This is a genomic window from Ramlibacter tataouinensis (genome assembly GCF_001580455.1).
GTDB classification, from domain to species: domain Bacteria; phylum Pseudomonadota; class Gammaproteobacteria; order Burkholderiales; family Burkholderiaceae_C; genus Ramlibacter; species Ramlibacter tataouinensis_B.
Window position 1 is genome coordinate 1,547,389 of sequence record NZ_CP010951.1, and the last position, 24,428, is coordinate 1,571,816.

Annotated in this window: 22 protein-coding genes and 2 tRNA genes; 17 read left to right on the plus strand and 7 right to left on the minus strand. The window is 68.1% G+C overall.

The window, feature by feature from the left end; genetic code table 11:
- Positions 1 to 3: 3 nt before the first annotated feature.
- The 4 genes from UC35_RS07435 (at position 4) to UC35_RS07450 (ending at position 6,632) form a co-directional block, all read left to right on the plus strand.
- Entirely contained in the window at positions 4 to 2,448 is a 2,445-nt protein-coding gene (locus UC35_RS07435) for an efflux RND transporter permease subunit (protein ID WP_061497657.1), read from the plus strand.
- A 131-nt stretch (positions 2,449 to 2,579) separates the two neighbouring features.
- The gene (locus tag UC35_RS07440) at positions 2,580 to 3,725 is read left to right on the plus strand and encodes an acyl-CoA dehydrogenase family protein (protein ID WP_061497659.1); all 1,146 of its coding nucleotides are present in this window, start codon (positions 2,580 to 2,582) and stop codon (positions 3,723 to 3,725) included.
- A 147-nt stretch (positions 3,726 to 3,872) separates the two neighbouring features.
- Positions 3,873 to 5,375, plus strand: a complete 1,503-nt coding sequence (locus UC35_RS07445; RefSeq protein WP_061497661.1) for a DUF1254 domain-containing protein — start codon at positions 3,873 to 3,875, stop codon at positions 5,373 to 5,375.
- A 9-nt stretch (positions 5,376 to 5,384) separates the two neighbouring features.
- Positions 5,385 to 6,632, plus strand: a complete 1,248-nt coding sequence (locus UC35_RS07450; protein ID WP_061497662.1) for a DUF1214 domain-containing protein — start codon at positions 5,385 to 5,387, stop codon at positions 6,630 to 6,632.
- A gap of 88 nt (positions 6,633 to 6,720) precedes the next feature.
- Here the strand turns inward: UC35_RS07450 and UC35_RS07455 are convergent, their stop codons facing one another.
- The 3 genes from UC35_RS07455 to hrcA all read right to left on the minus strand — a co-directional run bounded on the left by UC35_RS07455 (position 6,721) and on the right by hrcA (position 8,285).
- A complete protein-coding gene (locus UC35_RS07455; protein ID WP_145979373.1) occupies positions 6,721 to 6,948 on the minus strand; it encodes a hypothetical protein in 228 nt (75 codons plus the stop codon).
- Positions 6,949 to 7,184: 236 nt separating this feature from the next.
- Positions 7,185 to 7,261: transfer RNA gene (locus tag UC35_RS07460), tRNA-Ile, on the minus strand.
- Positions 7,262 to 7,283: 22 nt separating this feature from the next.
- Positions 7,284 to 8,285 (minus strand): heat-inducible transcriptional repressor HrcA, encoded by a 1,002-nt coding sequence (gene hrcA / locus UC35_RS07465; RefSeq protein WP_061497666.1) that lies wholly within the window; start codon positions 8,283 to 8,285, stop codon positions 7,284 to 7,286.
- A gap of 93 nt (positions 8,286 to 8,378) precedes the next feature.
- On the opposite strand from hrcA, the gene UC35_RS07470 reads away from it, so the two are divergent.
- The 3 genes from UC35_RS07470 to rapZ are packed head-to-tail and all read left to right on the plus strand — an operon-like array spanning position 8,379 to position 11,853.
- Complete coding sequence (locus UC35_RS07470) at positions 8,379 to 9,275, plus strand: NAD kinase (RefSeq protein WP_061497668.1); 897 nt, start codon at positions 8,379 to 8,381, stop codon at positions 9,273 to 9,275.
- Entirely contained in the window at positions 9,275 to 10,948 is a 1,674-nt protein-coding gene (gene recN, locus UC35_RS07475; RefSeq protein WP_061497670.1) for a DNA repair protein RecN, read from the plus strand. The genes UC35_RS07470 and recN overlap by 1 nt, the downstream gene beginning before the upstream one ends.
- A 14-nt stretch (positions 10,949 to 10,962) precedes the next feature.
- Positions 10,963 to 11,853: an RNase adapter RapZ gene (gene rapZ, locus UC35_RS07480; protein WP_082792924.1), complete on the plus strand. Its 891-nt coding sequence runs from the start codon at positions 10,963 to 10,965 to the stop codon at positions 11,851 to 11,853.
- A 178-nt stretch (positions 11,854 to 12,031) separates the two neighbouring features.
- Here rapZ and mutY read toward each other — a convergent pair whose 3' ends face one another.
- The 3 genes from mutY to mutM are packed head-to-tail and all read right to left on the minus strand — an operon-like array spanning position 12,032 to position 15,925.
- Positions 12,032 to 13,066, minus strand: coding sequence for an A/G-specific adenine glycosylase (gene mutY, locus UC35_RS07485; protein WP_061497672.1), 1,035 nt, complete (start codon positions 13,064 to 13,066; stop codon positions 12,032 to 12,034).
- Positions 13,063 to 15,060 carry a dynamin family protein gene (locus UC35_RS07490; protein ID WP_082792926.1) on the minus strand — a complete coding sequence of 666 codons (1,998 nt, stop codon included), beginning with the start codon at positions 15,058 to 15,060 and terminating at the stop codon, positions 13,063 to 13,065. Before UC35_RS07490 ends, mutY begins: the two co-directional genes overlap by 4 nt.
- Positions 15,061 to 15,109: 49 nt before the next feature.
- Positions 15,110 to 15,925 (minus strand): bifunctional DNA-formamidopyrimidine glycosylase/DNA-(apurinic or apyrimidinic site) lyase, encoded by an 816-nt coding sequence (gene mutM, locus UC35_RS07495; RefSeq protein ID WP_061497674.1) that lies wholly within the window; start codon positions 15,923 to 15,925, stop codon positions 15,110 to 15,112.
- 23 nt (positions 15,926 to 15,948) lie between these two features.
- Between mutM and UC35_RS07500 the strand changes: the two genes are divergently transcribed.
- The 8 genes from UC35_RS07500 (at position 15,949) to UC35_RS07535 (ending at position 22,309) form a co-directional block, all read left to right on the plus strand.
- Entirely contained in the window at positions 15,949 to 17,691 is a 1,743-nt protein-coding gene (locus UC35_RS07500) for a tetratricopeptide repeat protein (protein ID WP_061497676.1), read from the plus strand.
- Positions 17,688 to 18,182 (plus strand): outer membrane lipoprotein LolB, encoded by a 495-nt coding sequence (locus UC35_RS07505; RefSeq protein WP_061497678.1) that lies wholly within the window; start codon positions 17,688 to 17,690, stop codon positions 18,180 to 18,182. Before UC35_RS07500 ends, UC35_RS07505 begins: the two co-directional genes overlap by 4 nt.
- 272 nt (positions 18,183 to 18,454) lie before the next feature.
- Positions 18,455 to 19,315, plus strand: a complete 861-nt coding sequence (ispE, locus tag UC35_RS07510; RefSeq protein ID WP_061497679.1) for a 4-(cytidine 5'-diphospho)-2-C-methyl-D-erythritol kinase — start codon at positions 18,455 to 18,457, stop codon at positions 19,313 to 19,315.
- 18 nt (positions 19,316 to 19,333) lie between these two features.
- Positions 19,334 to 19,410 (plus strand) — tRNA-Gln (locus UC35_RS07515).
- 56 nt (positions 19,411 to 19,466) lie between these two features.
- Positions 19,467 to 20,447 (plus strand): ribose-phosphate pyrophosphokinase, encoded by a 981-nt coding sequence (locus UC35_RS07520; RefSeq protein WP_061497681.1) that lies wholly within the window; start codon positions 19,467 to 19,469, stop codon positions 20,445 to 20,447.
- Between the two features lie 89 nt (positions 20,448 to 20,536).
- Positions 20,537 to 21,226: a 50S ribosomal protein L25/general stress protein Ctc gene (locus UC35_RS07525; RefSeq protein WP_061497682.1), complete on the plus strand. Its 690-nt coding sequence runs from the start codon at positions 20,537 to 20,539 to the stop codon at positions 21,224 to 21,226.
- Positions 21,227 to 21,305: 79 nt separating this feature from the next.
- Positions 21,306 to 21,938: an aminoacyl-tRNA hydrolase gene (pth, locus tag UC35_RS07530; RefSeq protein WP_061497684.1), complete on the plus strand. Its 633-nt coding sequence runs from the start codon at positions 21,306 to 21,308 to the stop codon at positions 21,936 to 21,938.
- A complete protein-coding gene (locus UC35_RS07535) occupies positions 21,935 to 22,309 on the plus strand; it encodes a hypothetical protein (protein ID WP_061497685.1) in 375 nt (124 codons plus the stop codon). The genes pth and UC35_RS07535 overlap by 4 nt, the downstream gene beginning before the upstream one ends.
- Positions 22,310 to 22,322: 13 nt before the next feature.
- Here the strand turns inward: UC35_RS07535 and UC35_RS07540 are convergent, their stop codons facing one another.
- A complete protein-coding gene (locus UC35_RS07540) occupies positions 22,323 to 22,580 on the minus strand; it encodes a YfhL family 4Fe-4S dicluster ferredoxin (protein WP_061497687.1) in 258 nt (85 codons plus the stop codon).
- A 24-nt stretch (positions 22,581 to 22,604) separates the two neighbouring features.
- Between UC35_RS07540 and UC35_RS07545 the strand changes: the two genes are divergently transcribed.
- On the plus strand, positions 22,605 to 23,555 hold the full coding sequence (locus tag UC35_RS07545) for an ABC transporter permease (protein WP_061497689.1): 951 nt from the start codon (positions 22,605 to 22,607) through the stop codon (positions 23,553 to 23,555).
- Complete coding sequence (locus UC35_RS07550) at positions 23,552 to 24,427, plus strand: ABC transporter permease (protein ID WP_061497691.1); 876 nt, start codon at positions 23,552 to 23,554, stop codon at positions 24,425 to 24,427. The genes UC35_RS07545 and UC35_RS07550 overlap by 4 nt, the downstream gene beginning before the upstream one ends.
- Position 24,428 lies beyond the last annotated feature (1 nt).

Genomic DNA, 24,428 nt, shown 5'->3' on the forward strand with positions numbered 1-24,428 from the left:
CAAATGGTGACGACGACTCAAATCGACATGCCCGTGGTCCGCGAGTTGAAGGACTTCGACCGCGCCTCGGGCAACTGGCTGGAACGGCTGGTGTTCAACCACCGCCTGTTCGTGGTCCTGGCCTGCGTGCTGGCCACGCTCGTGCTCGGCTGGCAGGCCACGCGCCTGACGCTGAACGCCGCGTTCGAGAAGACCATCCCGCAGCACCAGCCCTACATCAAGAACTTCCTGGATAACAGGAACGAGCTCAAGGGGCTGGGCAACTCGGTGCGGGTGGTGGTGGAGAACAGGCAGGGCGACATCTTCGACCGGGCGTATTTGCAGACGCTCAAGCAGATCAACGACGAGCTGTTCCTGACCCCGGGCGTGGACCGCGCCAACGTCAAGTCGCTGTGGATGCCGGTGGTGCGCTGGAACGAGGTGACCGAAGAAGGTTTCACCGGGGGCCCCGTCATGCCGGACAACTACTCCGGCTCGCCGCGGCAGATCGACCAGCTGCGACAGAACATCGCGCGCGCCCAGATCCTGGGCAGCCTGGTGGGCAACGACTACAAGTCCAGCATGATCATCGTGCCGCTGCTGGACAAGGATGCCAGCGGCAAGCCCCTGGACTACTGGGAGCTGTCCAAGCGGCTGGAAGACATCCGCGCCAAGTACGCCAAGGCGCCCGGCGGCGCCGACGTCGACATCCGCATCGTCGGCTTTGCCAAGGTGGTGGGCGACCTGCTCGATGGGCTGGCGCAGATGGTGCTGTACTTCGCGGTGGCCGCCCTGATTGCCGCGACCATCCTGTACGCCTGGACGCGCTGCGTGCGGTCCACCGCCCTAGTGCTGGCCTGCTCGCTGGTGGCGGTGCTGTGGCAGCTGGGGCTGGTGACGCTCTTGGGCTACCAGCTGGACCCGTACTCGATCCTGGTGCCCTTCCTGGTGTTCGCCATCGGCGTGTCGCACGGCGCGCAGAAGATGAACGGCATCATGCAGGACGTGGGGCGCGGCACGCACAAGCTGGTGGCGGCGCGCTACACCTTCCGCCGGCTGTTCCTGGCGGGCCTCACGGCGCTGGCCGCCGACGCGGTGGGCTTTGCCGTCTTGATGCTGATCGACATCCCGGTGATCCAGGACCTGGCCATCACCGCCAGCCTCGGCGTGGCGCTGCTGGTGTTCACCAATCTCGTCTTGCTGCCCGTGATGCTGTCGTACACGGGCGTCAGCCCGGCGGCAGCCGAGCGCAGCCTGCGCGCCGAGCAGCAGCAGGCCGGCGGCGGCACATGGACGCTGCTGGAGCGCTTCACCGAACGGCGCTGGGCGTTGGGAGCACTGGCCGTCTCTGCCGTAGTGGCCGCCGCCGGCTTTGCGGTCAGCACGAAACTCAAGATCGGTGACCTCGACCCCGGCGCGTCCGAGCTGCGGCCCACCTCGCGCTACAACCGCGACAACGCCTACATCACCGGCAACTACTCGCTGTCCAGCGACCAGTTCGCGGTGATCGTCAAGACCAAGGCCGAGGGCTGCCTGGAGTACCCGACGCTGGTGGAGGCCGACCGCCTCGGCTGGGCGCTGCAGCAGGTGCCGGGCGTGCAGACCACCGTCTCGCTGGCCGATGCGGTGCGCAAGATCACCGCCGGCTCCTACGAGGGCAGCCCCAAGTGGCTGACCATCTCGCCCAACCAGGACGTGCTGAACTACGGCGCACGCACCGCCGTCACCAGCAACCCCGACCTGTTCAACCGGGAGTGTTCGGTGATGCCGGTGATCGCCTACCTGGCCGACCACAAGGCCGAGACGCTCGAGCGCGTGGTCAAGGCGGCCGACGAGTTTGCCGGCGCGCACAGCACGCCGGACCGCCAGTTCCTGCTGGCCGCCGGCAGCGCCGGCATCGAGGCGGCCACCAACATCGTTGTGAAGCAGGCCAACGTCACCATGCTGCTGTACGTCTATGCGGCGGTGATCGTGCTGTGCCTCATCACCTTCCGCAGCTGGCGCGCGGTGATCGTGGCCGTCGTGCCGCTGGCCATCACGTCGATCCTGTGCGAGGCGCTGATGGTGGCGCTGGGCATGGGGGTGAAGGTGGCGACGCTGCCGGTGATCGCGCTGGGCGTGGGCATCGGCGTGGACTACGCCTTGTACCTGCTGAGCATCCAGCTCGCGCAGCAGCGCGCCGGAGCAAGCCTTGCTGATGCCTACCGCCACGCGCTGCGCTTCACCGGCAAGGTGGTGGCGCTGGTGGGCGTGACGCTGGCTGCCGGCGTGATCACCTGGGCCGCCTCGCCGATCAAGTTCCAGGCCGACATGGGGATTCTTCTGACCTTCATGTTCCTCTGGAACATGCTGGGCGCGTTGGTGCTGATCCCGGCCCTGTCGCACTTTCTGCTCCCTCGCGTGGGCAAGCGCAGCGCACGCGCGTCCGTCCTCGACGCCGGCGGCACGCCGCGGGCCAAGGCGGCTTAGCGCCGAGGGGCTTGGGGGTGCGCCAAACGCGCACCCCCAACCCATCACCCCCTCCCAATGTGGTGGGCGCGTATCCCGCGGTCGCGCTCACACTCAAGGGAAAGCGCAGTCGCTGAACGACAAGGTACGACATGAACGAAACATCCACCACCTTCCTGACCGAACAGGAACTCATGATCCGCGAGTCGGCGCGCAAGGTCGCGCAAGAGGTCGTGGCCGCCACCGCCGCCGAGCGCGACCGCACGGCCGTCTGGCCGCGCGACGAGCTGAAGACCGTGGGCGCGCTCGGTTTCCTGGGCATGCTCACGCCTGAGGCCTACGGCGGCTCCGGCGCCAGCTTCGTCGAGTACTGCCTGGCGATCGAGGAGTTCGCCGCCGCAGACGCCGGCTTTGCCACGTTGATGCACGTGCACAACTCGGTCGGCTTCATGATTTCGAAAGCCGGCACCGAGGCGCAGAAGCAAAAGTACCTGCCGAAGCTGGCGACCGGCGAGCACATCGGCGCCTTCCTGCTGTCCGAGCCGCATGCCGGCTCCGACACCGCGGCCTTCCGCACCTTCGCGCGCCGCGAGGACTCGCACTACGTGCTCAATGGCAGCAAGCAGTTCATCTCGAACGGCAGCGAAGCCGGCGTGGGACTGGTGCTGGCAGTGACCGACAAGGCCGCGGGCAAGAACGGCAGCAGCCTGCTGATCGTCGACCCGAAGGCCCCGGGCTACCAGGTCGCTCGCGTCGAGCACAAGCTCGGTCAGCGTTCGGCCCATGTGGCGCAGATCCAGCTCGATGACTGCCGCGTGCCGGTGGACGATCTCATCGGCGAGGAAGGCTCCGGCTACAAGCGCATCATGGCCTCGCTGTCCGAAGGGCGGGTGGCCATCGCGGCGGTGGCGATCGGCGCGGCGCGGGCGGCGCTGGAGGCCGCGGTGAAGTACGCCAAGGAGCGCGAGGCCTATGGCGCGCCCCTCATCAAGCTGCAGGGCGTGGCGTTCGACCTCGCCGACATGGCCACCCGGGTCGAGGTGGCGCACCAGTTCATGCTGCATGCCGCCCGCCTGTGCGAGGCCGGCATTCCCTGTGCCAAGGAGGCCTCCATGGCCAAGCTCTTTGCCAGCGAGATGGCCGAAAAGGTCTGTTCGGACGCCATTCAGATCCATGGCGGCTACGGCTACCTCACCGACTTCCCGGTGGAGCGCTACTACCGCGACGTGCGCGTGACCAAGATCTACGAAGGCACGAGCCACATCCAGAAGCTGATAATCGCGCGCAGCCTGGGCTGACAAGCAGTACTTTCGGCGTCATGCGGTGAGGCGGGCTGTTCCTGTCCGGCCTTCAACCCGGAGGTAGGACCATGGGCCAATAGACGGCTGCCTCGCGCGTGCGGACCATCGCACGCCCGGGCAAGTGTCCGTCGAACCGAGCAGTACATGGCCCATGCATCCCGCGTTCCCTACCTTGCGCGCCAGTTCACGCCAGCGCACCCCGATCTCGCTGACGCGGCCGGAGTCCCGGCGCGCTTGGCCAACGAGCGCTACGTCGACTCGCTCGCGCGGGTCGTCTACTACTGGGGCTATCCCGCGGTGGACGCCCTGGGTCGGACCAGTGCCTGGGAAGTGATGAAGGCTGCGGGGCCCGGCGCGACGATGGGCTTGTTCCCCGGGGCGCCGAAGAACATGATGGGCTATCTCGACGACCACATGTCGCCGGCCCAGCGCAAGGTGGTCACGCCCAACAGCGACACCATCTACGGCGCCAGCTTCGCCGACCTCACCGAGGAGGCGGTGGTGGTTCAGACGCCCAGCGACGTGCCCAAGGGCCACTACTGGACGATCCAGATCTGCGACCTGTTCACCACGGTGATCCACCAGCTGGGGGCGGCCAGCAAGACGCCCGGCGGAAAGTTCCTGTTGGTGGGTCCGAACTGGAAGGGCGAGAAGCCCAAGGGATTCATCGACGTGCTGCGCATGCCGACCAATATCGCCGGCATTTTCGGGCGTAGCTTCGCGGCACACACCGACGAAGCGAAAGCACGCGCCCGGGCCGTGCTCAATCAGATCGGCTTGGTCGCGCAAAGCCGTGACCAGTCCGGGCCCTTGCACTTCGATTGCGAGGCGAGCGCGCGCAACAAGGTATTCCCGCCCGGCGTGACGCCCGAGATGGTGGCGGCCGACCCCGACATGCTTCGCGCCCGGCCGGTGAACCCCACCCAGTTCTGGGACCAGCTCGCGAAAGCGCTCGCGTCCAACCCGGAGGTCAGCGCCGATGACGCAGCAATGGCGGCCCAGGCCCGTACGCTGTTGGCGCTGCGGGCTTCCGACGCCTCGTGGGGCGCGCTGCTCGACCGCGCCGCTCTCGCAGCCGACGCTGAACTGCACGACAGTGCCAGGTACGAACAGGTCGGCGTCGACGCGGGCGGCGGCTGGCAGCGCCAGGACAGCGGCGGTGCCTGGGGCTGCGACTGGTTCGGCCGGGCCCAGGCGGCCGTCATCTACATCTACGTCAACGACTTCCACGAGGCGATTTACTTCATCCGGGGCACCGACGACAAGGGTGCCCTGCTGCAGGGGCGCTACCGCTACACCATCACGTTCCCCAAGGGTGCGCTGCCGCCGGTCGATCGCGACCTCGGCGGCTTCTGGTCGCTGTCGATGTATGACCGCCACTACTTCATGCTCGCCAGGAGCCCCAACGGACGCACGAACATCGGCACGGTGAACCTCGACGCCGACGAGCTGAAGTTCGCCGCCGATGGCTCGCTGACATTGCACCTGTCCCATGCGGCGCCTTCCGGCAAGGACGATCAGGCGAACTGGCTGCCGGCGCCCGAAGACCAGTTCGCGCTGCTGGTGCGGGCTTATGTGCCCACGAAAGCACTGCTGGAAGGCAGTTACAGCCTGCCGAACGTGGTGCGTGCCAAGGCATTGCCATAGGAGAGATTGATGAAATCAGCACCGACGGATCAAGAGATCAGCGATGCCTATATCTACCTGCTCAGTCGCCTGCTCGTGCTGCGGCAGCAGCAGCTGGATTTCAAGCAAGGCTTCCAGTGGAACCAGCTCATTCACCGCAAACCCGGCGAGGTCGACTGGCCCAATCCCAATCTCGATGTCGCGTACTCCGAAGCCTGGGTGGCCGTCGATGAGAAAAGCTGCGCCTTGGTTACGGTGCCGAAGGTCACCGGCCGCTACTACACTGTGCAATTCCTCAACGGCTGGGGCGAAACGGTGGCCAACCTCAACGAACGCCTGTTTCCCCAGCACCCGCACGGACAGTTTGCCGTGTGCCTGAAGGGCAGCAAGCTTGATCTGCCCGCCGGCGTTCAGCGCGTCGATGTGCCGGTCAAATGCATGCGCGTGCTGTCGCGCGTCGAACTAGGCACGAATTGGGAGGAGGCGGTCGCGCTGCAGCGGCAGTTCGAGATCCGCCCCAGCGGCCAGCCGGCACTGCCGGCCGTGCCGCAGACCGTGATGTTCGAGCTGGCTGCCCTGCCAGGTGTCGAGGCCTTCGATTCGGCCGTGCTGGCCCTCGACAGCGAGGCCGACATCAACCCGGGCATGGACGCACTGCAGGCCGCAACGCGCGCCATCGCCGAGGCCATCAAGGACCCGAGCGAGCGTCAGCGCATCGACCAGGTGATCCGCGCGAAAGCGTTCGCCGATTTCAAGAAGGCACTGCCCAACGTCGGGCACGGCAAGGTGAGCAACGGCTGGGCACTGCCGTCGACCTCGGGTGCCTACGGCGGCGACTGGCTGGTGCGTACGCTGGTCAACTACGCCGGCATCTGGGCCAACACGCCCGAAGAGGTCATCTACTACAAGGCATTCGCGGATCAGGCCGGCGGCCCGCTGTCGGGCGACCACGCGTACACCCTGCACTTCACGAAGGAACAGCTGCCGGCGCAATTCGCGACCCACTTCTGGTCGGTGATCGCTGTCGACACGGTCGAGCGACGCGTGCTGCCCAATGCGTTGAAGCGATACTTGCTCAACAAGGAGTCGAAGCTGCAATACGATCCGGATGGCTCACTGACACTGCACTTCGCCGATGCACAGCCGAAGGATGCACCCCAGGGCAACTGGCTGCCCACGCCCAAGGGCAAGGACTACAACCTGACCTTCCGGTTCTATCGGCCCAAGGGTGCTGTCGCAGCACGCAGTTTCTTTCCGCCGCCGCTCGTCGCCCAATGAGTTCGCCACCCGTACCGGCGCCTTCGACACGCGTAGCGCTTACGAGATCAAGGGGCTGAACGACAAGGCAAGGTATTGACGCAGGCGATCATCGCGTGATGACCCAAGTACGCGTTCGCATCAACACGAGTTCGTGAGTGGCATCGGCTGGCGTCCAGTTCGTCACATTGGTCACTTCGCCAAGAGGCTTCAGGCTGAATCTCTCGTCAATGACTTGGGGCACTGACTTACCCTCCTCCGCCGCGATAACACACACCGAAGTCCACTTCTTTTCCGGCATCCCGTAGAGCGTTCCGTTAATGCTCAGGTATTTCATGGACTTCCCAGCCATGGGGTCCCGCTGCTCCGACAGGAAATCCTATCGCCGCAGTGCTAGAAGAGATCGAGTCTGCTCTGCGCCGCCACGTTGGAAGCAAATCGCTTGCGTCCGTGTAGGTGATGTGCGATCCAGCGTGGGCGAGGCACGCAAGCCGTTGACCCGTTCGGGGTCAGAAACAGGGTGAGGCGAAAACGGGCTACACCACGAGGCCCGACGCAACCCGTTGAAATCATTGGTAGGCCGTGCAGGACTTGAACCTGCGACCAAGGGATTATGAGTCCCCTGCTCTAACCAACTGAGCTAACGGCCCGACCGGGTGCGATTGTAGGTCGCTACTGCTTGTGGCTCAGCGCGTTGCTCACCAGCTTGGCGGTGATGTCCACGATCTGGATCATGCGGTCGTAGGGCATTCGGGTGGGGCCGATCACGCCCAGCGTGCCCACCACCTGGCCGTCCACCTCGTACGGGGCGCTGACGACCGAAAGCTCCTCGAAGGGCACCACCTGGCTCTCGCCGCCGATGAAGATGCGCACGCCCGCGGCCTGCGAGGAGATGTCGAGCAAGCGCATGAGCTGCGCCTTCTGCTCGAACAGCTCGAAGGCGCGCCGCAGGTGGCTCATGTCGCTGGAGAAGTCGCTCACAGCCAACAGGTTGCGCTCGCCCGAAATCACGACTTCGTCCTGCTCGCGCAGCGCCTCGGAGCTGACCTGCACCGCGGTCTGCATCAGGGTGGCGATCTCGGCGCGCAGCTTTTCCACTTCGCCCTTGAGGCGCTCGCGCACGTCCTCGATGGCGAGGCCCGCATAGTGCGTGTTCAGGAAGTTGGAGGCCTCGATCAACTGCGACTGGGTGTAGTCGGTGGCGGTGAACACCACCCGGTTCTGCACGTCGCCGTCGGGCGAGACCATGATCACCAGCAGCCGCTTTTCCGACAGCCGCAGGAATTCGATGTGGCGAAACACCGAGGTGCGGCGCGGCGCCATCACCACGCCGACGAACTGCGACAGGTTGGACAGCAGCTGCGCCGCATTGGCGATCACCTTCTGCGGCTGGTCCGGCCGCAGGCTGGGCGCCTGCATCTGCTCGCGCTGCGCCGTGAGCATGGTGTCCACGAAAAGCCGGTAGCCGCGCGCCGTGGGAATGCGCCCGGCCGAGGTATGGGGGCTGGCGATGAGCCCGAGCTCCTCGAGATCGGCCATCACGTTTCGGATGGTGGCCGGGGACAGCTCCAGCCCCGACGCACGCGAAAGGGTGCGCGAACCCACCGGCTGGCCTTCGGCGATGTAACGCTCGACCAGGGCTTTCAACAGCAACTTGGCGCGGTCATCGAGCATGTCGATAGGATTTTAGCGACAGGGTCAGCCAATGGCGGCATGAATCCACGGTTCCCATTAGATGGGCAGCCCGTTTGATGATGTAATTTGCCCATGAAACCCCTGTTCCGCCAGGTGGCCCTGATCGGCAAGTACCCCGCCGCCGTCGCGGGTTCGCAGGCCGCGACCATCCGCGCCGCGCTGGAGGACATCGCCAATTTCGTCGCCTCCCGGGGTTGCGAGGTGGTGCTGGAGCGGGAGACCGCCGCCGCCTCGGGCCTGACCGGTTACGCCAGCCTGGACGTGCCGGGCATCGGCGAGCACTGCGACCTGGTGCTGGTGGTCGGCGGCGACGGCACCATGCTGGGCATTGGGCGGCAGCTGGCGCGCTTCGGCGTGCCGCTGATCGGCATCAACCATGGCCGCCTCGGGTTCATCACCGACATCCCGCTCGGGCGCTTCCGCACCGCGCTTGAGCCCATGCTCGCGGGCCAGTTCGAGGAGGACCACCGCAGCATGATGCAGGCCAGCGTGGTGCGCGACGGCGAGTGCGTGTTCGAGGCCACCGCCCTGAACGACGTCGTGGTGCACCGCGGCACGACCTCGGGTATGGTCGAGCTGCGAGTCGAGGTCGACGGCCATTTCGTGGCCAACCAGCGCGCCGACGGCCTGATCGTGGCCTCGCCCACCGGCTCCACCGCCTACTCGCTGTCGGCCGGCGGCCCACTGCTTCATCCGTCCGCGCCGGGCTGGGTGCTGGCGCCGATCGCGCCGCACACCCTGTCGAACCGGCCCATCGTGCTGCCCGACGCCGCCGAGGTCACGATCGAGCTGGTGTCCGGGCGCGATGCCAGCGCCAATTTCGACATGCAGTCGCTCGCCTCGCTGCTGCACGGCGACCGCATCACGGTCAAGCGCTCGCAGCACCGGGTGCGCTTCCTGCACCCGCACGGCTGGAACTATTTCGACACCCTGCGCAAGAAGATGCACTGGAACGAGGGACATTCCTGATGGCTTTGCGCCGTATCTCGCTGCGCGACTTCGTGATCGTGCGCGAACTCGAACTCGACCTGGAATCGGGTTTTTCCGTCCTCACCGGCGAGACCGGCGCCGGCAAGTCCATCCTGGTGGATGCGCTGCAGCTGGCGCTGGGCGAACGCGCCGATGCCGGCGTGGTGCGCGAAGGCGCGGCCCGGGCCGAGATCAGCGCTGAATTCGATGGCGTGCCCGCGCCGCTGGCGGCCTGGCTGCAGGACGCCGGCTTCGATGACGACGAGGCGCTGCTGCTTCGCCGCAGCGTCGACAAGCAGGGCAAGAGCCGCGCATGGATCAACGGCAGCCCGGCCACCGCCACGCAACTGCGCGAACTGGCCGACCTGCTGGTGGACATCCACGGGCAACACGCCTGGCAGAGCCTGACCCGGCCCGACGCCGTGCGCGGCCTGCTCGATGCCTACGCCGGCGTGGACACACAGCCCATGTTGAAGGCCTGGCAGCGCTGGCGTGACGCCCAGAAGACGCTGGCCGAGGCCCGCGCCGCGCAGGACTCGCTGCAGCGCGAACGCGAGCGCCTCGCCTGGCAGATCGGCGAAGTGGACAAGCTCGCGCCGGGCGCCGACGAGTGGGACGAACTCAATGCCAGCCACACGCGGCTGGCCAACGCCCAGTCGCTGCTGGAAGCGGCGCAAGGCGCGATCGAAACGCTGGAAGGCGACGACCACGGCGCCACGCGCGCGCTGTCGCAAGGCATGAACCTGCTGCAGGCGCAGGAAGGGATCGAGCCGGCGTTTCGCGAGATCGCGCAGGTGCTGGCGTCCAGCCTGGCGCAGGCGGAAGACGCGGCGCATTCGCTGCACGCCTGGCTGCGCAAGACCGAACTCGACCCGGCGCGCCTGGCCGAACTCGACGAGCGCATGTCGCTGTGGGTGTCGCTGGCGCGCCGCTACAAGCGCACGCCGCCCGAGCTGCCCGCCTTGCTCGCCGCCTGGAAGGAGGAGCTCGGCCGGTTGGACGCGGCCGCCGACCTGGCCGCGCTGGAAGCGGCCGAGAAGCAGGCCGCCGATGCTTACCAGCGCGACGCCGGCACCGTGTCGAAGGCGCGCGCCAAGTCCGCGCCGCAGTTGGCCAAGGCGGTGACGCAGGCCATGCAGGGGCTGGGCATGCAGGGCGGGCGTTTCGAGGTGCACTTGCAGTCCGGCGCCGAGCCGCAGCAATGCGGGCTGGAGGACATCGCCTTCCTGGTGGCGGGGCACGCCGGCAGCACGCCGCGGCCAGTGGGCAAGGTGGCTTCCGGCGGCGAGCTGTCACGCATTGCGCTGGCGATCGCCGTCACGACCAGCCGGCTGGGTGCGGCGCAGACGCTGATCTTCGACGAAGTCGATTCCGGGGTCGGCGGCGCGGTGGCCGAGACGGTGGGCCGGCTGATGAAGCAGCTGGGCCGCGACCGGCAGGTGCTGGCAGTGACGCACCTGCCGCAAGTCGCCGCCTGCGCCGACCACCACCTGGTCGTCGCGAAAAGGAGCGACGCCGGCGGCCCCTCGAGCAGCGTGGCCCCGGTGCAGGGCGAGCAGCGGGTCGCCGAGGTCGCGCGCATGCTGGGCGGCGAACGCCTGTCGGGCACGACGCTGGCGCACGCCAAGGAAATGCTGTCCACCGGCGGCGCCGCGGCACCGGCCGGCAGGTAGCGCAGGGGCCGGCCGTGACGCTCGAAGTGGTGCTGATCACCGGCATGTCGGGCTCCGGCAAGTCGGTCGCGCTGCACGCGCTGGAGGACGCCGGCTACTACTGCGTGGACAACCTCCCGCCGGAGCTGCTGCAGTCCTTCGTGGCGCTGGAGCAGCAGACCGGCGCCGAGCGCGTGGCGATCGCCATCGACGTGCGCAGCGCCACGTCGCTGCCGCTGGTGCCGCGGCAGTTGCGCGAGTTCAAGAACCAGGGCGTGAAGGTCCGCCCGCTCTTCCTCGACGCCACCACCGAGACGCTGGTGCGCCGCTTCTCCGAGACGCGCCGTCGGCATCCGCTGTCGGGCCACCGGTCCGAGGATGCCAGCCATGTCGCGCACGACCGCCGGCACGCGCTGGTGGACGCGATCGAACTCGAGCGGGAGCTGCTGTCCGACCTGCGCGAGCAGGCCCATGTGCTCGACACCAGCGTGATCCGGCCCTCGCAGCTGCAGGCGCACGTGAAATCGTTGCTGTCCGCGCCGATCAGCCAGCTGACGCTGGTGTTCGAGTCCTTCGCCTTCAAGCGCGGCATCCCGGTGGACGCCGACTATGTGTTCGACGTGCGCATGCTGCCCAACCCGCACTACGAGCCGGCGCTCAAGGACCTCACCGGGCGCGACGAGCCGGTGGTGAAGTTCCTGGAGCAGCACGCCGACGTCGAGCGGATGTACAGCCACATCGAGCAGTTCCTCAACCACTGGCTGGAGCCGCTGGCGCGCGATCACCGCAGCTACGTCACGGTGGCGATCGGCTGCACCGGCGGCCAGCACCGGTCGGTGTTTTTGGTCGAGAAACTGGCGCGCTCGTTCGGCGAGCGCTGGATCACGCTCAAGCGCCACCGCGAACTCGACGCAGTCGCGCCCTGACGGATCTGTCCCTCGCCCGAACCCTCACCCCAACCCTCTCCCGCGAGCGGGAGAGGGAGCAAGGCATCCAGGTCCTGATACTTCACTCCCTTCTCCTGGGGTGAGGGCAGCGGCACCCAGGTCCTGAGGGCTCGCTCCCTCTCCCCTCGGGGAGAGGGCGGGGGTGAGGGCAGCGGCCTCAGCCTTCCAGCAGCTTGCGGATCGGCGCCGGCAGCCCCAGGCGCTCCCAGTCGAGCGGCGCGACCCAGGCACCTTCACACCGCGGCGCCTGCTTGGCGGCAAGGCGCGCCCGCACCGGATGCAAATGCAAATCCTTGTGCGTCAGCACATGCAGGAACGCCCGGTCGTCCTCCAGCTCGCAAGACGCCGGCAGCGCCGCCTGCAGCGCCTCACGGCTGGCGAAGACCGGCAGGCAGTACAGGCCAGCCCAGATGCCGGTACGGGGACGCTTGTGCAGCCACACCGCGCCCGCGCCGGTGTGGGCGCGCAGCAGCCAGAGCGACTCGGCGCTGCGTTTCAACTTGCGCGTCTTCACCGGGTAGCGCTGCGGGTCGCCCTGCGCCGAGGCAGCGCACAGGCGCTGCACCGGACACCGCTCGCACGCCGGGCTGCGCGCGGTGCACACGGTGGCACCCAGGTCCATCAGGCCCTGGGTGTAGCGCGGCATCGCCTCCTGCAGGCCGCTGCGCGGCAGCAGCGCCTCGGCGTGCTGCCAGAGTTCGCGCTCGGCCGCCGCGCTCGCAAGGTCGCCATCGAAGCCGAGCACCCGCGCCAGCACGCGCTTGACGTTGCCGTCCAGGATCGCCGCGCGCTCGCCGAAGCAGAAGGCGGCAATGGCCGCAGCGGTCGAGCGCCCGATGCCGGGCAGCGCCTGCAGCGCCTGCGCGCTGCGCGGAAACGCGCCGCCGTGCGCCTGCATGACCTCACGCGCGCAGCGGTGCAGGTTGCGGGCGCGGCTGTAGTAGCCCAGCCCGCTCCACAGCGCCAGCACGTCGTCCTCGCCGGCGGCGGCCAGCGCGGCCACGTCGGGGAAGCGCGCGAGAAAGCGCGGGTAGTAGTCCAGCACGGTGGCCACCTGCGTCTGCTGCAGCATGATCTCTGACAGCCACACGCGGTACGGGTCGCGCGTGGACTGCCAGGGCAGCTGGCTGCGCCCATGGCTTTGCTGCCAGCGCACCACGTGGCCGGCGAATCCCCGGGGCAGGGTCGTCATGCGATGTTGAAAAGCGGCGCGGGCTCGGTGACAGCTTCGTGCCGCTCGGTGGACTCGTGCGGCTCGTTGGCGACTTCGTGCGTCTCGATCAGCTGGTCGGTGAGGTCGATCAGCTTGACGTTCATCGCCTCCAGCGCTTCTTCCTGCAGGCCGATTTCGGCGATGCGGTCGTCCAGGCCGCTGGCCGCCTGCTGGATGCGCTCGATGGCCTCGATGCGGCGGGTGAAGTTGCGGCGGCGTTCGCGCAACTGGGCGTCCAGCTGGGCGGCCGCCGACTTGTTCCACAGCTCCAGTTCACCCAGCGCCGACTCGTACACCACGCGCAGCCGCGTGGCCAGCGCTCGCACCAGGCGGTCGGCGAACTCGGGCTGCGCCAAGCGGAAGGTGTTGCCCATGCCCATGTACTGGGTGTGGCTGCGCTCGACCAGGTCGAGGTCGCGCTCGTAGCGCGCGAGGTCGGGCTCGCGCGGCGCCTGCAGCGTAAAGCCGTACTCGGCGTTCAGCTGGCGGAAGGTGCCGGTGAGCATGGAATGGATCTCGGCGCTGCTGGCCTGGGCCTTCTGCAGCCCGAGCCGCAGGCGCTCGAAGGTCGCCGCGTAGGCCTTGCGCACGCCCAGCTTGATGCCGGGCTGGCGCAGGGCCTCGGTCAGTTCGGCCAGTTCGCGCTTGAGCGTGCCGGTGCCCAGCAGCGTGAACACCTCGCGCAGCAGCCGCGTGTGCACGGAGCGCACCGCGTGGATGCGCGCGCCGCTCACGTCGAAGTCGCGCTGCTCCTGCTCGATGCGCGAACGCATGTGCTTGATCACGGCCATGTTCTTGCCGCGCAGGCCCCGCAGCTCCAGCGTCTGTTCCGCCAGGTCGCGGCGGCGCACGCCGATGGCGCGCTCGGCCTCGACGCGCAGTTCGTCCATGCCGGTGGCCACCGCCGCGCGCAGGATCTTCTGGCGCCGGCCCATCACGCCTTCGGCCAGCGCGAGTTCGAGCAGCGGCAACTGGCTGGCTTCGAGCAGCTCCGCATCGCCCTTGACCTTGGCCAGCAGGCCCTTCTGCGCCGACACGGGAATCACCTGCTCCGGCGGCAGGCCGAGGATTTCGGCCGAGGTCACGCGCTGGCGCTCGATCTGCGCCTGCACCTGCTCGCCGGTGCTCAGCTGGTCCCACAGCGTGTCGATCTTGTTCAGGACGACCAGGCGCGAATCGACGTTGTCGCCCGCCGGCGCCAGGTGCTCGCGCCAGATCGACAGGTCGGAGCGGGTCACGCCGGTGTCGGCGCCGAGGATGAACACCGCGGCATGCGCCTGCGGGATCAGGTTCACCGTCAGTTCCGGCTCGGCGCCGATGGCGTTCAGGCCCGGCGTGTCCAGGATCACCAGGCCCTGCTTGAGCAGCGGGTGGGCGATGTTGATCAGCGCATGGCGCCAGCGCGGGATCTCCACCCGGCCCTCGGCGTCGACCAGCGGGTTGTCCTCGGGCGAGTCCTCGTGCCAAAAGCCCAGGGCGGCCGCTTCCTCCTTGGGAACGTGCAGCACTTCCGAGACCTTCTCGAAGGCCTGGGCCAGCTGCGAGGGGTCGTTCACATCGAGGTCGACCCGCGTCCACTTCTCGGGCGCGCCGCGCCATTCCATCAGGGGCTGCGGCTGCAGGCGCGTTTCGATCGGCAGCAGGCGCAGGCAGGGCGGCACGTCGCTGTCGTAGCCGAGCTCGGTCGGGCACATGGTGGTGCGCCCCGCGCTCGCCGGCATGATGCGGCGCCGGTAGCCGGCGAAGAAGATCGCGTTGATCAATTCCGACTTGCCGCGCGAGAACTCGGCGACGAAGGCGACCATCACCTTGTCGGAGCGCATCTGCGTCTCGAGGCGGCGCAGCCGCTCCTCGACGCCGGCATCCAGCAGCTCGTGGTCCTTCAGCCACTCCGACAGGAGCTTCAGCCGCAGCGCGAATTGTCGGCGCCACGCGCCGTGCTCGTCGAATTGTTCGTTGAAGGAGATGGCCAAAAGAGTCCCCGGGTGCTATTGAATATAGCACCCGACCCTGCGGACACCCTCAGGATTTCTGGCAATGAGGGCAGTAGAACGTGGCGCGCTGGCCCTGGCGGATCGTTTTGATCACGCCGCCGCAAACTTTGCACGCCTGGCCCGCACGCCCGTACACCATGGCCTCCAGCTGGAAATAACCGGCCTCCCCGTAGGCGTTGGCGAAATCCCGCAGCGTGCTGCCCCCGCGCGCCACCGCCCGACCCAGCACGTCGCGCACCGCCTGCCGCAGTTTCTCGGCGCGCGGCCGGCTGATGCGCGAGGCCGGCAGCGTCGGCCGGATGCCGGCCAGGAACAGCGCCTCGGAGGCGTAGATGTTGCCGACGCCCACCACCACGTCGCCGGCCAGCAGCACCTGCTTGATCGGCGCCGTGCGCCGCTTCAGGCCGGCATGGAAGGCGTCGGCGCCGAACGCCTCCGACAGCGGCTCGATGCCCAGGCCCCCGAGCAGCTTCAGGCTTTGCGGCGCGTCTTCGGCCGGCGCATGGACCACGGCGCCGAAGCGGCGCGGGTCGTTCAGCCGCAGGGTGCCGCGCGTGGTCACCAGGTCGAAGTGGTCGTGCAGGCCGGGCGCCGGCTGGGAGGGCGCGAAACTGAGGCTTCCCGACATGCCCAAATGCATGAGCAACAGCCCCTGGTCCAGATCGAGCAGCAGGTATTTGCCACGGCGCCGCACCCCGCGCACCGTCCGCCCCACGAGGTTCTGCGCCGGGATGCCGAGCGGCCAGCGCAGGGGCTTGCCGGTGCGCACGGACTGGATCTGCGCGCCGGCGATGCGGTCGGCGAAACTCAGGCGCGTGACTTCGACTTCGGGCAGTTCGGGCATGGCGCTTGGATTATTATGGTTCGATGCTCCGATTTCCTCTTGCGGCCCTTGCACTGGCCGTGCTCGTGGCCGGACTCCCCGCATGCGCCCAGACGCCGGTCGCCAAGGCGCCGGAGACCGACCCGGCGCCGGTTTCCAGCCCGATGGATTCCCGCCTGTTCTACGAATTGCTCCTGGGGGAACTGAACGCGCGCAGCGGCGAGCCGGCCGAAGGCCTGGCGCTGATGCTCGATGCGGCCCGCCGCAACGGCGATCCGGCCCTGTACCAGCGGGCGGTGGAAATCGCCCTGCAGGCGCGCTCGGGCGAAGCAGCGCTGCAAGCGGCGCGCGCCTGGAAGTCGGCGCACCCCCGCTCGCGCGAGGCGAACCGCTACGTCCTGCAGATCCTGGTGGCCCTGAACCGGGTCCGCGAGACCGCCGAGCCACTGAAGACCGACATCGCGCTGGCCGACCCCAAGGAGCGCAACGCCGCGCTCGCGCTCGTTCCGCGCAGCTACGCGCGGGCCGCTGACAAGATCACCGCCGCCGCGGTGGTGGAGCAGGCGCTGCGTCCCTACCTGCAGCAAAAGGACACCGGCGCCGCCGCCTGGACGGCCGTCGGGCGCATGCGCCTGGCCGCCGACAACGGCGTCGCGGCCGTCGAGGCGGCCCGCCGCGCCCAGGAGATCGACCCGCAGTCCGAAGGCCCGGCCCTGCTGGCGCTGGAGCTGATGGAGCCCAAGCGGCCCGAGGCCGAGCCGCTGGTCAAGCGCTACCTCGAGGGCCCGCAGCCCATGCCCGAACTGCGCATGGCCTACGCGCGGGCGCTGGTGGACGCGCAGCGCTACAGCGAAGCGGCGCAGCAACTGCAGGCCGTCACGGCGGCAAAGCCCGACTACCCGGAGGCCTGGCTGGTGCAGGGCAGCCTGCAGCTGCAGGAGAACCAGGACGCGGCGGCCGAAACCTCCTACAAGCGCTACCTCGAGCTGGCGCAGTCCCGCCCGTCCGAGGACCGCAGCCGCGGGCAGGCCCAGGCCTACCTGGGGCTGTCGCGCATCGCTGAAAAGCGCAAGGACTACGCCATGGCGAGCGCGTGGCTCGACAAGATCGAGAACCCGCAGCAGCTGGTGGCAGCCCAGCAGCGCCGCGCCTCTTTGCTGGCCCGCCAGGGCAAGCTCGACGAGGGACGCAAGCTGCTGCGCGCCCTGCCCGAGCGCGACCCCGAAGACGCACGCATGAAGGTGCTGGCCGAAGCGCAGCTGCTGCGCGACAACAAGGCCTACAAGCAGGCCTTCGACCTTCTCGGGCAGGCGACGGCCAAGCCGCCGGTCGATCCGGACCTGGTGTACGACCGCGCCATGATCGCCGAGAAGATGGGCGACCTGGGCGAGATGGAGCGGCTGCTGCGCCAGGTGATCGCGACCCGGCCGGACTATCACCACGCATACAACGCGCTTGGCTACGCCTTTGCCGAGCGCAACGTGCGGCTGCCCGAGGCCAAGGAGCTGATCCAGAAGGCGCTCAGCTTCGCGCCCGGCGACCCCTACATCAGCGACAGCCTGGCTTGGGTGGAGTTCCGCATGGGCAACAAGGCCGAAGCGCTGCGCATCCTCGAGGCGGCCTACAAGGAGCGGCCCGACGCCGAAATCGCGGCGCATTTGGGCGAGGTGCTGTGGAGCATGGGCCAGCGCGACCGCGCGCAGGCCATCTGGAAGGAAGGCCTGCTGCTCAACAGCGAAAACGACACGCTGCAGGAAACGCTGAGCCGCCTTCGCGTCAAGCCATGATGGGTTCGCGCCGCTGGGCCGGCGCCTGTCTGGCAGCCCTGGTGCTCGCCCTGGCCGGCTGCGCCAGCGCGCCCAAGCCGCCGGCTGATGCCGTCAGCGGCCCTTGGTCCGGCCGCCTCGCCTTGCAGGTGCAGGACCGGCCCAGCGAATCGTTCTCGGCCGGCTTCGAGCTCAAGGGTAGCGCGCTCGCCGGCGAGCTCCAGCTGTTCTCGCCGATCGGCGGGACGCTGGCGGTGCTCGACTGGCAGCCCGGCCGGGCCCGGCTGCAGGCCAACTCGCGCACCCGCGAATTCGCATCGGTGGATGCGCTCATGACCGAGCTTTCGGGGGCCGCCATCCCGGTTCGCGCCCTGTTCGACTGGCTGCGCGGCATCGCCACCCCGGTGGCCGGCTGGCAGGCCGACCTGTCGCAACTGGCGCACGGCCGCATCGCCGCCAAGCGCCTGGACCCGCTGCCGGAAGCGGACCTGCGCGTGGTGCTGGAGCGTTAGTGTCCTGCCTCAGAAATAGCTGGCATTTCGCTGCGCCGTATCGGAGCGCAGGCAAGGCGCGGGTGCGGGTCAAGCCTGGACGGCTTGACCCGTGGCCGCAACGCGGCATGCGCTCCGATACGGCGCAGCCCGAAGGGTTCGGCGCCTGCGGGGCCCTCGGCGTGCGTCCAGAGGGGGTCAAGACGCCCAGTCTTGACCCCCTCTGGCCACCCACCGATCATCCCCGCGGGCATCCGAACGAAATGTCAGCTACTTCTGAGGCAGGACACTAATTGCGAACCCTCTACGACGTCCCCGCCCCGGCCAAGCTGAACCTGTTCCTGCATGTGCTGGGGCGCCGCCCGGACGGCATGCACCTGCTTCAGTCGGCCTTCATGCTGATCGACTGGTGCGACACCCTGCACTTCGAGCTGCGAGCGGACGGCGCGCTCAGCCGCGAGGACCTAGGCGATGCGCTGCCGGCCGACGACCTGGTGCTGCGGGCCGCGCGCGCGCTGCGGCAGGCGGCCGGGGGCACGGCGGGGGCGCACATCGCGATCGACAAGCGCATCCCAAGCCAGGCCGGCATGGGCGGGGGCTCGTCGGACGCCGCCAGCACCTTGCTAGCCCTGAACCGCCTGTGGAACCTGAAGCTGCCGCTGCCCCGACTGGCGCAGATCGGCCTGGCGCTGGGCGCCGACGTGCCCTTCTTCCTGTTCGGACGCAACGCCTGGGTCGAAGGCGTCGGCGAGCGCCTCACCCCGATTTCGCTGCCGCCGGCCCGCTTCGCGGTGGTCAAACCGGACGCAGGACTGGAGACGGCGCGCATCTTTTCGGACGCGCTCCTGAACCGCAGCAGCGAGCCTGCTATAATTTCAGGCTTTGCTGCAAACCCGTACGCTTTCGGAGCCAACGACTTGCAGCCGGTTGCGCAAAGGCTGTGTGCCGGCGTCGCCCAAGCCCTTCAGTGGCTGGGCTCGCAGGGCCTCACCGCCCGCATGACCGGTTCGGGCAGCGCGGTGTTCGCGCCGCTGGCCTACGGGACCGGGTTGCAAGATGCGCCACCAGGCTGGCTTGCGAGGGAATGCAGCAATATGGAGGCTCATCCTCTGGCGGGATGGGCATCCAGCGACGATTCATCGGTGGGCGGCTGAAAGGCCGTCAACCTGTGTAGGGGAGTCGCCAAGTTGGTTAAGGCACCGGATTTTGATTCCGGCATTCGAGGGTTCGAGTCCTTCCTCCCCTGCCAAATTCCCGGTTGGCATTTAAATTCCCGGTTGGCATTGATCTTGTAGCTGGTCCCAAATGCAGGCTCCACCTTCCCATTCCGACTTCATGGTGTTCACGGGCAACGCCAATCCGGCGCTGGCCTCGGAAATCGCCGGTCACCTGGGCATCACGCTCGGACAAGCGACCATCGGCCGCTTCTCGGATGGCGAAGTCACCGTCGAAATCACCCAGAACGTGCGGGCGCGGGACGTGTTCGTGGTGCAGTCCACCTGCGCGCCGACCAACGAGAACCTGATGGAACTGCTGATCATGGTCGACGCGCTCAAGCGCGCCTCGGCCGAGCGGATCAGCGCCGTCATCCCCTATTTCGGCTACGCCCGCCAGGACCGCCGCCCGCGCTCCTCGCGCGTGCCGATCTCGGCCAAGGTGGTGGCCAACCTGCTGCAGACCGTGGGCGTGTCGCGCGTGCTGACCATGGACCTGCACGCCGACCAGATCCAGGGCTTCTTCGACATCCCGGTGGACAACATCTACGCCTCGCCGGTGCTGCTGTCGGACCTGCGCCACCAGAACTACGAAGACCTGATCGTGGTCTCGCCCGACGTCGGCGGCGTGGTGCGCGCCCGGGCGCTGGCCAAGCAGCTGGGCACCGACCTGGCCATCATCGACAAGCGCCGGCCCAAGGCCAACGTGAGCGAGGTGATGCACGTCATCGGCGAGATCGACGGGCGCAACTGCGTGATCATGGACGACATGATCGACACCGCCGGCACGCTGGTGAAGGCGGCCGAGGTGCTCAAGGAACGCGGCGCGAAGAAGGTCTATGCGTATTGCACGCACCCGATCTTTTCGGGCCCGGCCATCGACCGCATCGCCAAGGGCTCGGCCCTCGACGAGGTGGTGGTGACCGACACGATCCCGCTGTCGGATGCCGCCCGCCACTGCACCAAGATCCGCCAGCTGTCGGTGGCGCCGCTGATCGCGGAGACGATCCAGCGCATCGCCCGCGGCGAGTCGGTCATGAGTTTGTTCTCGGAGCAGGAAAACCTCTTCTGACCGAGGCATCAAGTGGGCTGCGCCTCGCGCGCGGCCTTTTTTTGGACGGAATCACACTGGTCGCGGTGGATTCCCATTTGGAGTGAAACATGAAATTCGTCGCTTTTGAGCGCGCAAAGCAGGGCACGGGTGCGAGCCGCCGTCTCCGCAATACGGGCAAGACCCCAGGCATCGTCTACGGAGGCGAAGGCCAGCCGCAACTGATCGAGCTCGATCACAACGCGCTGTGGCACGCCCTGAAGAAGGAAGCCTTCCATTCCACCATCCTGGACATGGAGCTGGCCGGCAAGACCGGCAAGGTGCTGCTGCGTGATGTGCAGTACCACCCCTTCAGGCAGCAGATCACGCACATCGACTTCCAGCGCGTCGACGCCAAGACCAAGCTGCACATGAAGGTGCCGCTGCACTTCGTGAAGGCCGAGGAATCGCAGGCCGTGAAGTTCGAGAGCTGCGTGGTGAACCACGTGATGTCCGAACTGGACATCTCCTGCCTGCCGGCCGACCTGCCCGAGTTCATCGAGATCGACCTGTCCGGCCTGAAGAAGGGCATGACGCTGCACCTGAACGAGATCCAGCTGCCCAAGGGTGTGACGGCCGTGACGCGCGGCAAGCCGAACCCGGTGCTGGTCTCGGTCGTGGTGACCGGCGGCGGTGAAGAGGCCGCCGAAGGCGCCGCCGCCGAGGGCGCCGCTGCTGCCGCCCCTGCGGCGGATGCCAAGGCCGCTCCTGCCAAGGCTCCGGCGAAGGCTCCGGCCAAGGACGCCAAGGCCAAGAAGTAATCCATCACCAAGGTGGTGTGAACGGCCCGCTTCGGCGGGCCGTTTTCTTTTGTGGACAATCCGCGGGAGGACACAAAACATGATCAGACTCTTCGTCGGCCTGGGCAATCCCGGCTTCGAATACGAGGCCACCCGCCACAACGCCGGCTTCTGGTGGGTGGACGCCCTCTCGCGCGAGCTCAAGGCGCCGCTGGTGGCCGACAGGGGCTACCACGGGCTGGTGGCGCGCACCAACGTGCATGGCCACACCGTCTGGCTGCTCGAGCCGCAGACCTACATGAACCTATCGGGCAAATCGGTGGCGGCGCTGGCGCGTTTCTACAAGATCCAGCCCTCGGAGATCCTGGTCGCGCACGACGAGCTGGACATCGTCCCCGGCCAGGCCAAGCTCAAGTTCGGCGGCGGCCACGCCGGCCACAACGGGCTGCGCGACATTCACGCACAGCTGGGCACGGACGACTACTGGCGGCTGCGCATCGGCATCGGCCACCCGGGCGTGAAGTCCGAGGTGGCGAACTGGGTGCTGAAGAAGCCCGCGCCCGAGCAGCGCACGGCCATCGAGGAATGCGTCGCGCGCACGCTCAAAGCGGCGCCGGCCTTCATCGCCGGCGAGATGAACAAGGCCACCCTGCTCGTGCACACCAGCAAGCCGCCGCGGCCCAAGCCGCCGCGGCCCGAGGGCCTGGCCGAGAACAAGGAGGAGGGACCATGATCGGAAGACTTGCCCTGTTCGCCCTGGCCGCCGCTTCGGCCGCCCTGCCCGCCGCCGCGCAGGGCATCTACCGCTGCGGCAACAGCTACAGCCAGCAGCCCTGTCCCGGCGGCAACGAACTCAAGGCGCCGGCGGGGCCCAGCGCCCGGGAGCAGGCGCGCGCACGGCAAGAGGCCCGCAACGAAGCCCGGACCGCCGACGCGATGGAACGGGCGCGGCTGAAGGAAGAAGCCAAGCCCGTGCCGGTCTATATTCCGCCGGAGAAACACGAAGCCGCGTCGGAACCGGGCAAGCCCGGGAGCCTGAAAAACGTGAAGCGGCCTCCGTCCCCGTATTTCTCCGCCGTCCCGCCGGCCGAGCCGAAGAAGTAGCGACCGTAAGAATTCAGGGGACCTTGGCCGCCGTCAGCCGCTGGTACTTCTGCCAGAGCGTCTCGCGGCTTTCGATGTGGGCGGGGTTCACCGGGATGCAGGCCACGGGGCAGACCTGCACGCACTGGGGCTCGTCGAAATGCCCCACGCATTCGGTGCACCGGGCCGGATAGATCACATAGATTTCCGGCCCGAGCGAGATCGCCTGGTTCGGGCACTCGGGCTCGCACACATCGCAGTTGATGCACTCGTCGGTGATCATCAGTGCCATAGTTCTGGCATTATCCCCGGCTTCATGAGCGTCTTCCTCTTCAAGCGCTTCATCACCCTGATTGCGACGCTGGTAGGCGCCTCGGTGGTGGTGTTCCTGGTGCTGGAGATCCTGCCGGGCAATGCCGCGCAGATCCTCATGGGGCCGGACGCCTCGCCCGAGGCCGTGCACGCGCTGGCGGTCAAGCTGGGCATCGACCGGCCGCCCCTGGAGCGCTACTGGCACTGGGTGGCCGGCATGCTCACCGGCGACCTCGGGCTGAGCTATGCCTACGGCTCGCCGGTGTCGGAGCTGGTGGTCGAGCGGCTGTTGCTCACGGTTCCGCTGGCGCTGCTGGCCATGGCCTTCACGTCCGTCATCGCGCTGTCGGCCGGCATCTTCGCCGCGGCCCGCCACAACAAGCTGGGCGACGTCGGCGTGATGGGCCTGTCGCAGGTCGGCATCGCCATCCCGAACTTCTGGTTCGCGATCCTGCTGATCCTGCTGTTCTCGGTGTACCTGAAGTGGTTCTCGGCCGGTGGCTTCCCGGGCTGGGAGGAAGGCCTGCTGCCCGGCCTGAAGGCGCTGCTGCTGCCCGCGATCTCGCTGGCGGTGGTGCAGTCGGCGATCCTCACGCGCATCACGCGCTCGGCCGTGCTGGACGTGCTGCGCGAGGATTTCGTGCGCACCGCGCGAGCCAAGGGCGTGTCGCGCACCGGCACGCTGTGGGGCCATGTGCTGCGCAACGCCATGATCCCGGTGATCACGATCATGGGCCTGCAGTTCGCCGAGCTGCTGGCCGGCACCATCGTGGTCGAGAGCGTGTTCTACCTGCCGGGACTCGGGCGCCTGATCTTCCAGTCGATCTCCAACCGCGACCTGATCGTGGTGCGCAACTGCGTGATGCTGCTGGCCGCCATGGTGGTGATCGTCAACTTCGTGGTGGACCTGCTCTACGCGGCGATCGACCCGCGGGTAAAGGCCAGCGACATATGAGTTCCATTCCCGTCGCCACCGCCCCGCTGCCACATGGCCCGGCGTTCTGGCGGCGCGCGCTCGCGCACCGCAGTTTCGCCATCGGCGCGGTCCTCAGCCTGCTGCTGGCGCTGGCGGCGGCGCTGTCGCTGGTGTGGACGCCGCACTCGCCCTACGAAGTGGACATGGCCATCAGGCTGCAGCCGGCGAGCGGCTCGTACTGGCTGGGCACCGACGCCTACGGCCGCGACCTCGCGTCGCTGTTGCTGGTGGGCGCGCGCGCTTCGATCGCGGTGGGCGTGATTGCCGTGGGCATCGGCCTCATCGCGGGCACGGCCTTCGGGCTGCTGGCTTCGGCCAAGCGCGGCTGGTGGGAAGAAATCATCATGCGCGTGGCCGATTTCGGCTTCGCCTTCCCCGCCATCCTGTCGGCCATCATGCTCACGGCCGTGTTCGGCCCGGGCATGGTCAACGCCATCATCGCCATCGGCATCTACAACATCCCGACCTTCGCCCGCATCACGCGGGCATCGGCCAACGCGGTGTGGGCGCGCGAATTCGTCATGGCCGCGCGCGCCTGCGGCAAGGGCGCGTTCGCCATCACCATGGAGCATGTGCTGCCCAACATCGCCTCGGTGCTGATCGTGCAGGCCACGATCCGCTTCGCGATCGCGATCCTGGCCGAGGCCGCGCTGTCCTACCTGGGCCTGGGCACGCAGCCGCCGCAGCCCTCGTGGGGCCGCATGCTCAGCGAGGCACAGACGCTGATGTTCGACGCGCCGATGCTGGCGGTGTATCCGGGCCTGGCGATCGCGCTGGCGGTGCTCGGGCTCAACCTGCTGGGCGACGGTCTGCGCGATTTGTTCGACCCGCGCCTCGCGCGCAAGCGGTAGG

Excerpts from the sequence above, each read along its gene's own strand:
- UC35_RS07435 (WP_061497657.1), top strand. The coding sequence starts at position 4 with ATGGTGACGACGACTCAAATCGACATGCCCGTGGTCCGCGAGTTGAAG.
- UC35_RS07440 (WP_061497659.1), top strand. The coding sequence starts at position 2,580 with ATGAACGAAACATCCACCACCTTCCTGACCGAACAGGAACTCATGATC.
- UC35_RS07445 (WP_061497661.1), top strand. The coding sequence starts at position 3,873 with ATGGCCCATGCATCCCGCGTTCCCTACCTTGCGCGCCAGTTCACGCCA.
- UC35_RS07450 (WP_061497662.1), top strand. The coding sequence starts at position 5,385 with ATGAAATCAGCACCGACGGATCAAGAGATCAGCGATGCCTATATCTAC.
- UC35_RS07455 (WP_145979373.1), bottom strand. The coding sequence starts at position 6,948 with ATGAAATACCTGAGCATTAACGGAACGCTCTACGGGATGCCGGAAAAG.
- hrcA (WP_061497666.1), bottom strand. The coding sequence starts at position 8,285 with ATGCTCGATGACCGCGCCAAGTTGCTGTTGAAAGCCCTGGTCGAGCGT.
- UC35_RS07470 (WP_061497668.1), top strand. The coding sequence starts at position 8,379 with ATGAAACCCCTGTTCCGCCAGGTGGCCCTGATCGGCAAGTACCCCGCC.
- recN (WP_061497670.1), top strand. The coding sequence starts at position 9,275 with ATGGCTTTGCGCCGTATCTCGCTGCGCGACTTCGTGATCGTGCGCGAA.
- mutY (WP_061497672.1), bottom strand. The coding sequence starts at position 13,066 with ATGACGACCCTGCCCCGGGGATTCGCCGGCCACGTGGTGCGCTGGCAG.
- mutM (WP_061497674.1), bottom strand. The coding sequence starts at position 15,925 with ATGCCCGAACTGCCCGAAGTCGAAGTCACGCGCCTGAGTTTCGCCGAC.
- UC35_RS07500 (WP_061497676.1), top strand. The coding sequence starts at position 15,949 with ATGCTCCGATTTCCTCTTGCGGCCCTTGCACTGGCCGTGCTCGTGGCC.
- UC35_RS07505 (WP_061497678.1), top strand. The coding sequence starts at position 17,688 with ATGATGGGTTCGCGCCGCTGGGCCGGCGCCTGTCTGGCAGCCCTGGTG.
- UC35_RS07520 (WP_061497681.1), top strand. The coding sequence starts at position 19,467 with ATGCAGGCTCCACCTTCCCATTCCGACTTCATGGTGTTCACGGGCAAC.
- UC35_RS07525 (WP_061497682.1), top strand. The coding sequence starts at position 20,537 with ATGAAATTCGTCGCTTTTGAGCGCGCAAAGCAGGGCACGGGTGCGAGC.
- pth (WP_061497684.1), top strand. The coding sequence starts at position 21,306 with ATGATCAGACTCTTCGTCGGCCTGGGCAATCCCGGCTTCGAATACGAG.
- UC35_RS07535 (WP_061497685.1), top strand. The coding sequence starts at position 21,935 with ATGATCGGAAGACTTGCCCTGTTCGCCCTGGCCGCCGCTTCGGCCGCC.
- UC35_RS07540 (WP_061497687.1), bottom strand. The coding sequence starts at position 22,580 with ATGGCACTGATGATCACCGACGAGTGCATCAACTGCGATGTGTGCGAG.
- UC35_RS07545 (WP_061497689.1), top strand. The coding sequence starts at position 22,605 with ATGAGCGTCTTCCTCTTCAAGCGCTTCATCACCCTGATTGCGACGCTG.
- UC35_RS07550 (WP_061497691.1), top strand. The coding sequence starts at position 23,552 with ATGAGTTCCATTCCCGTCGCCACCGCCCCGCTGCCACATGGCCCGGCG.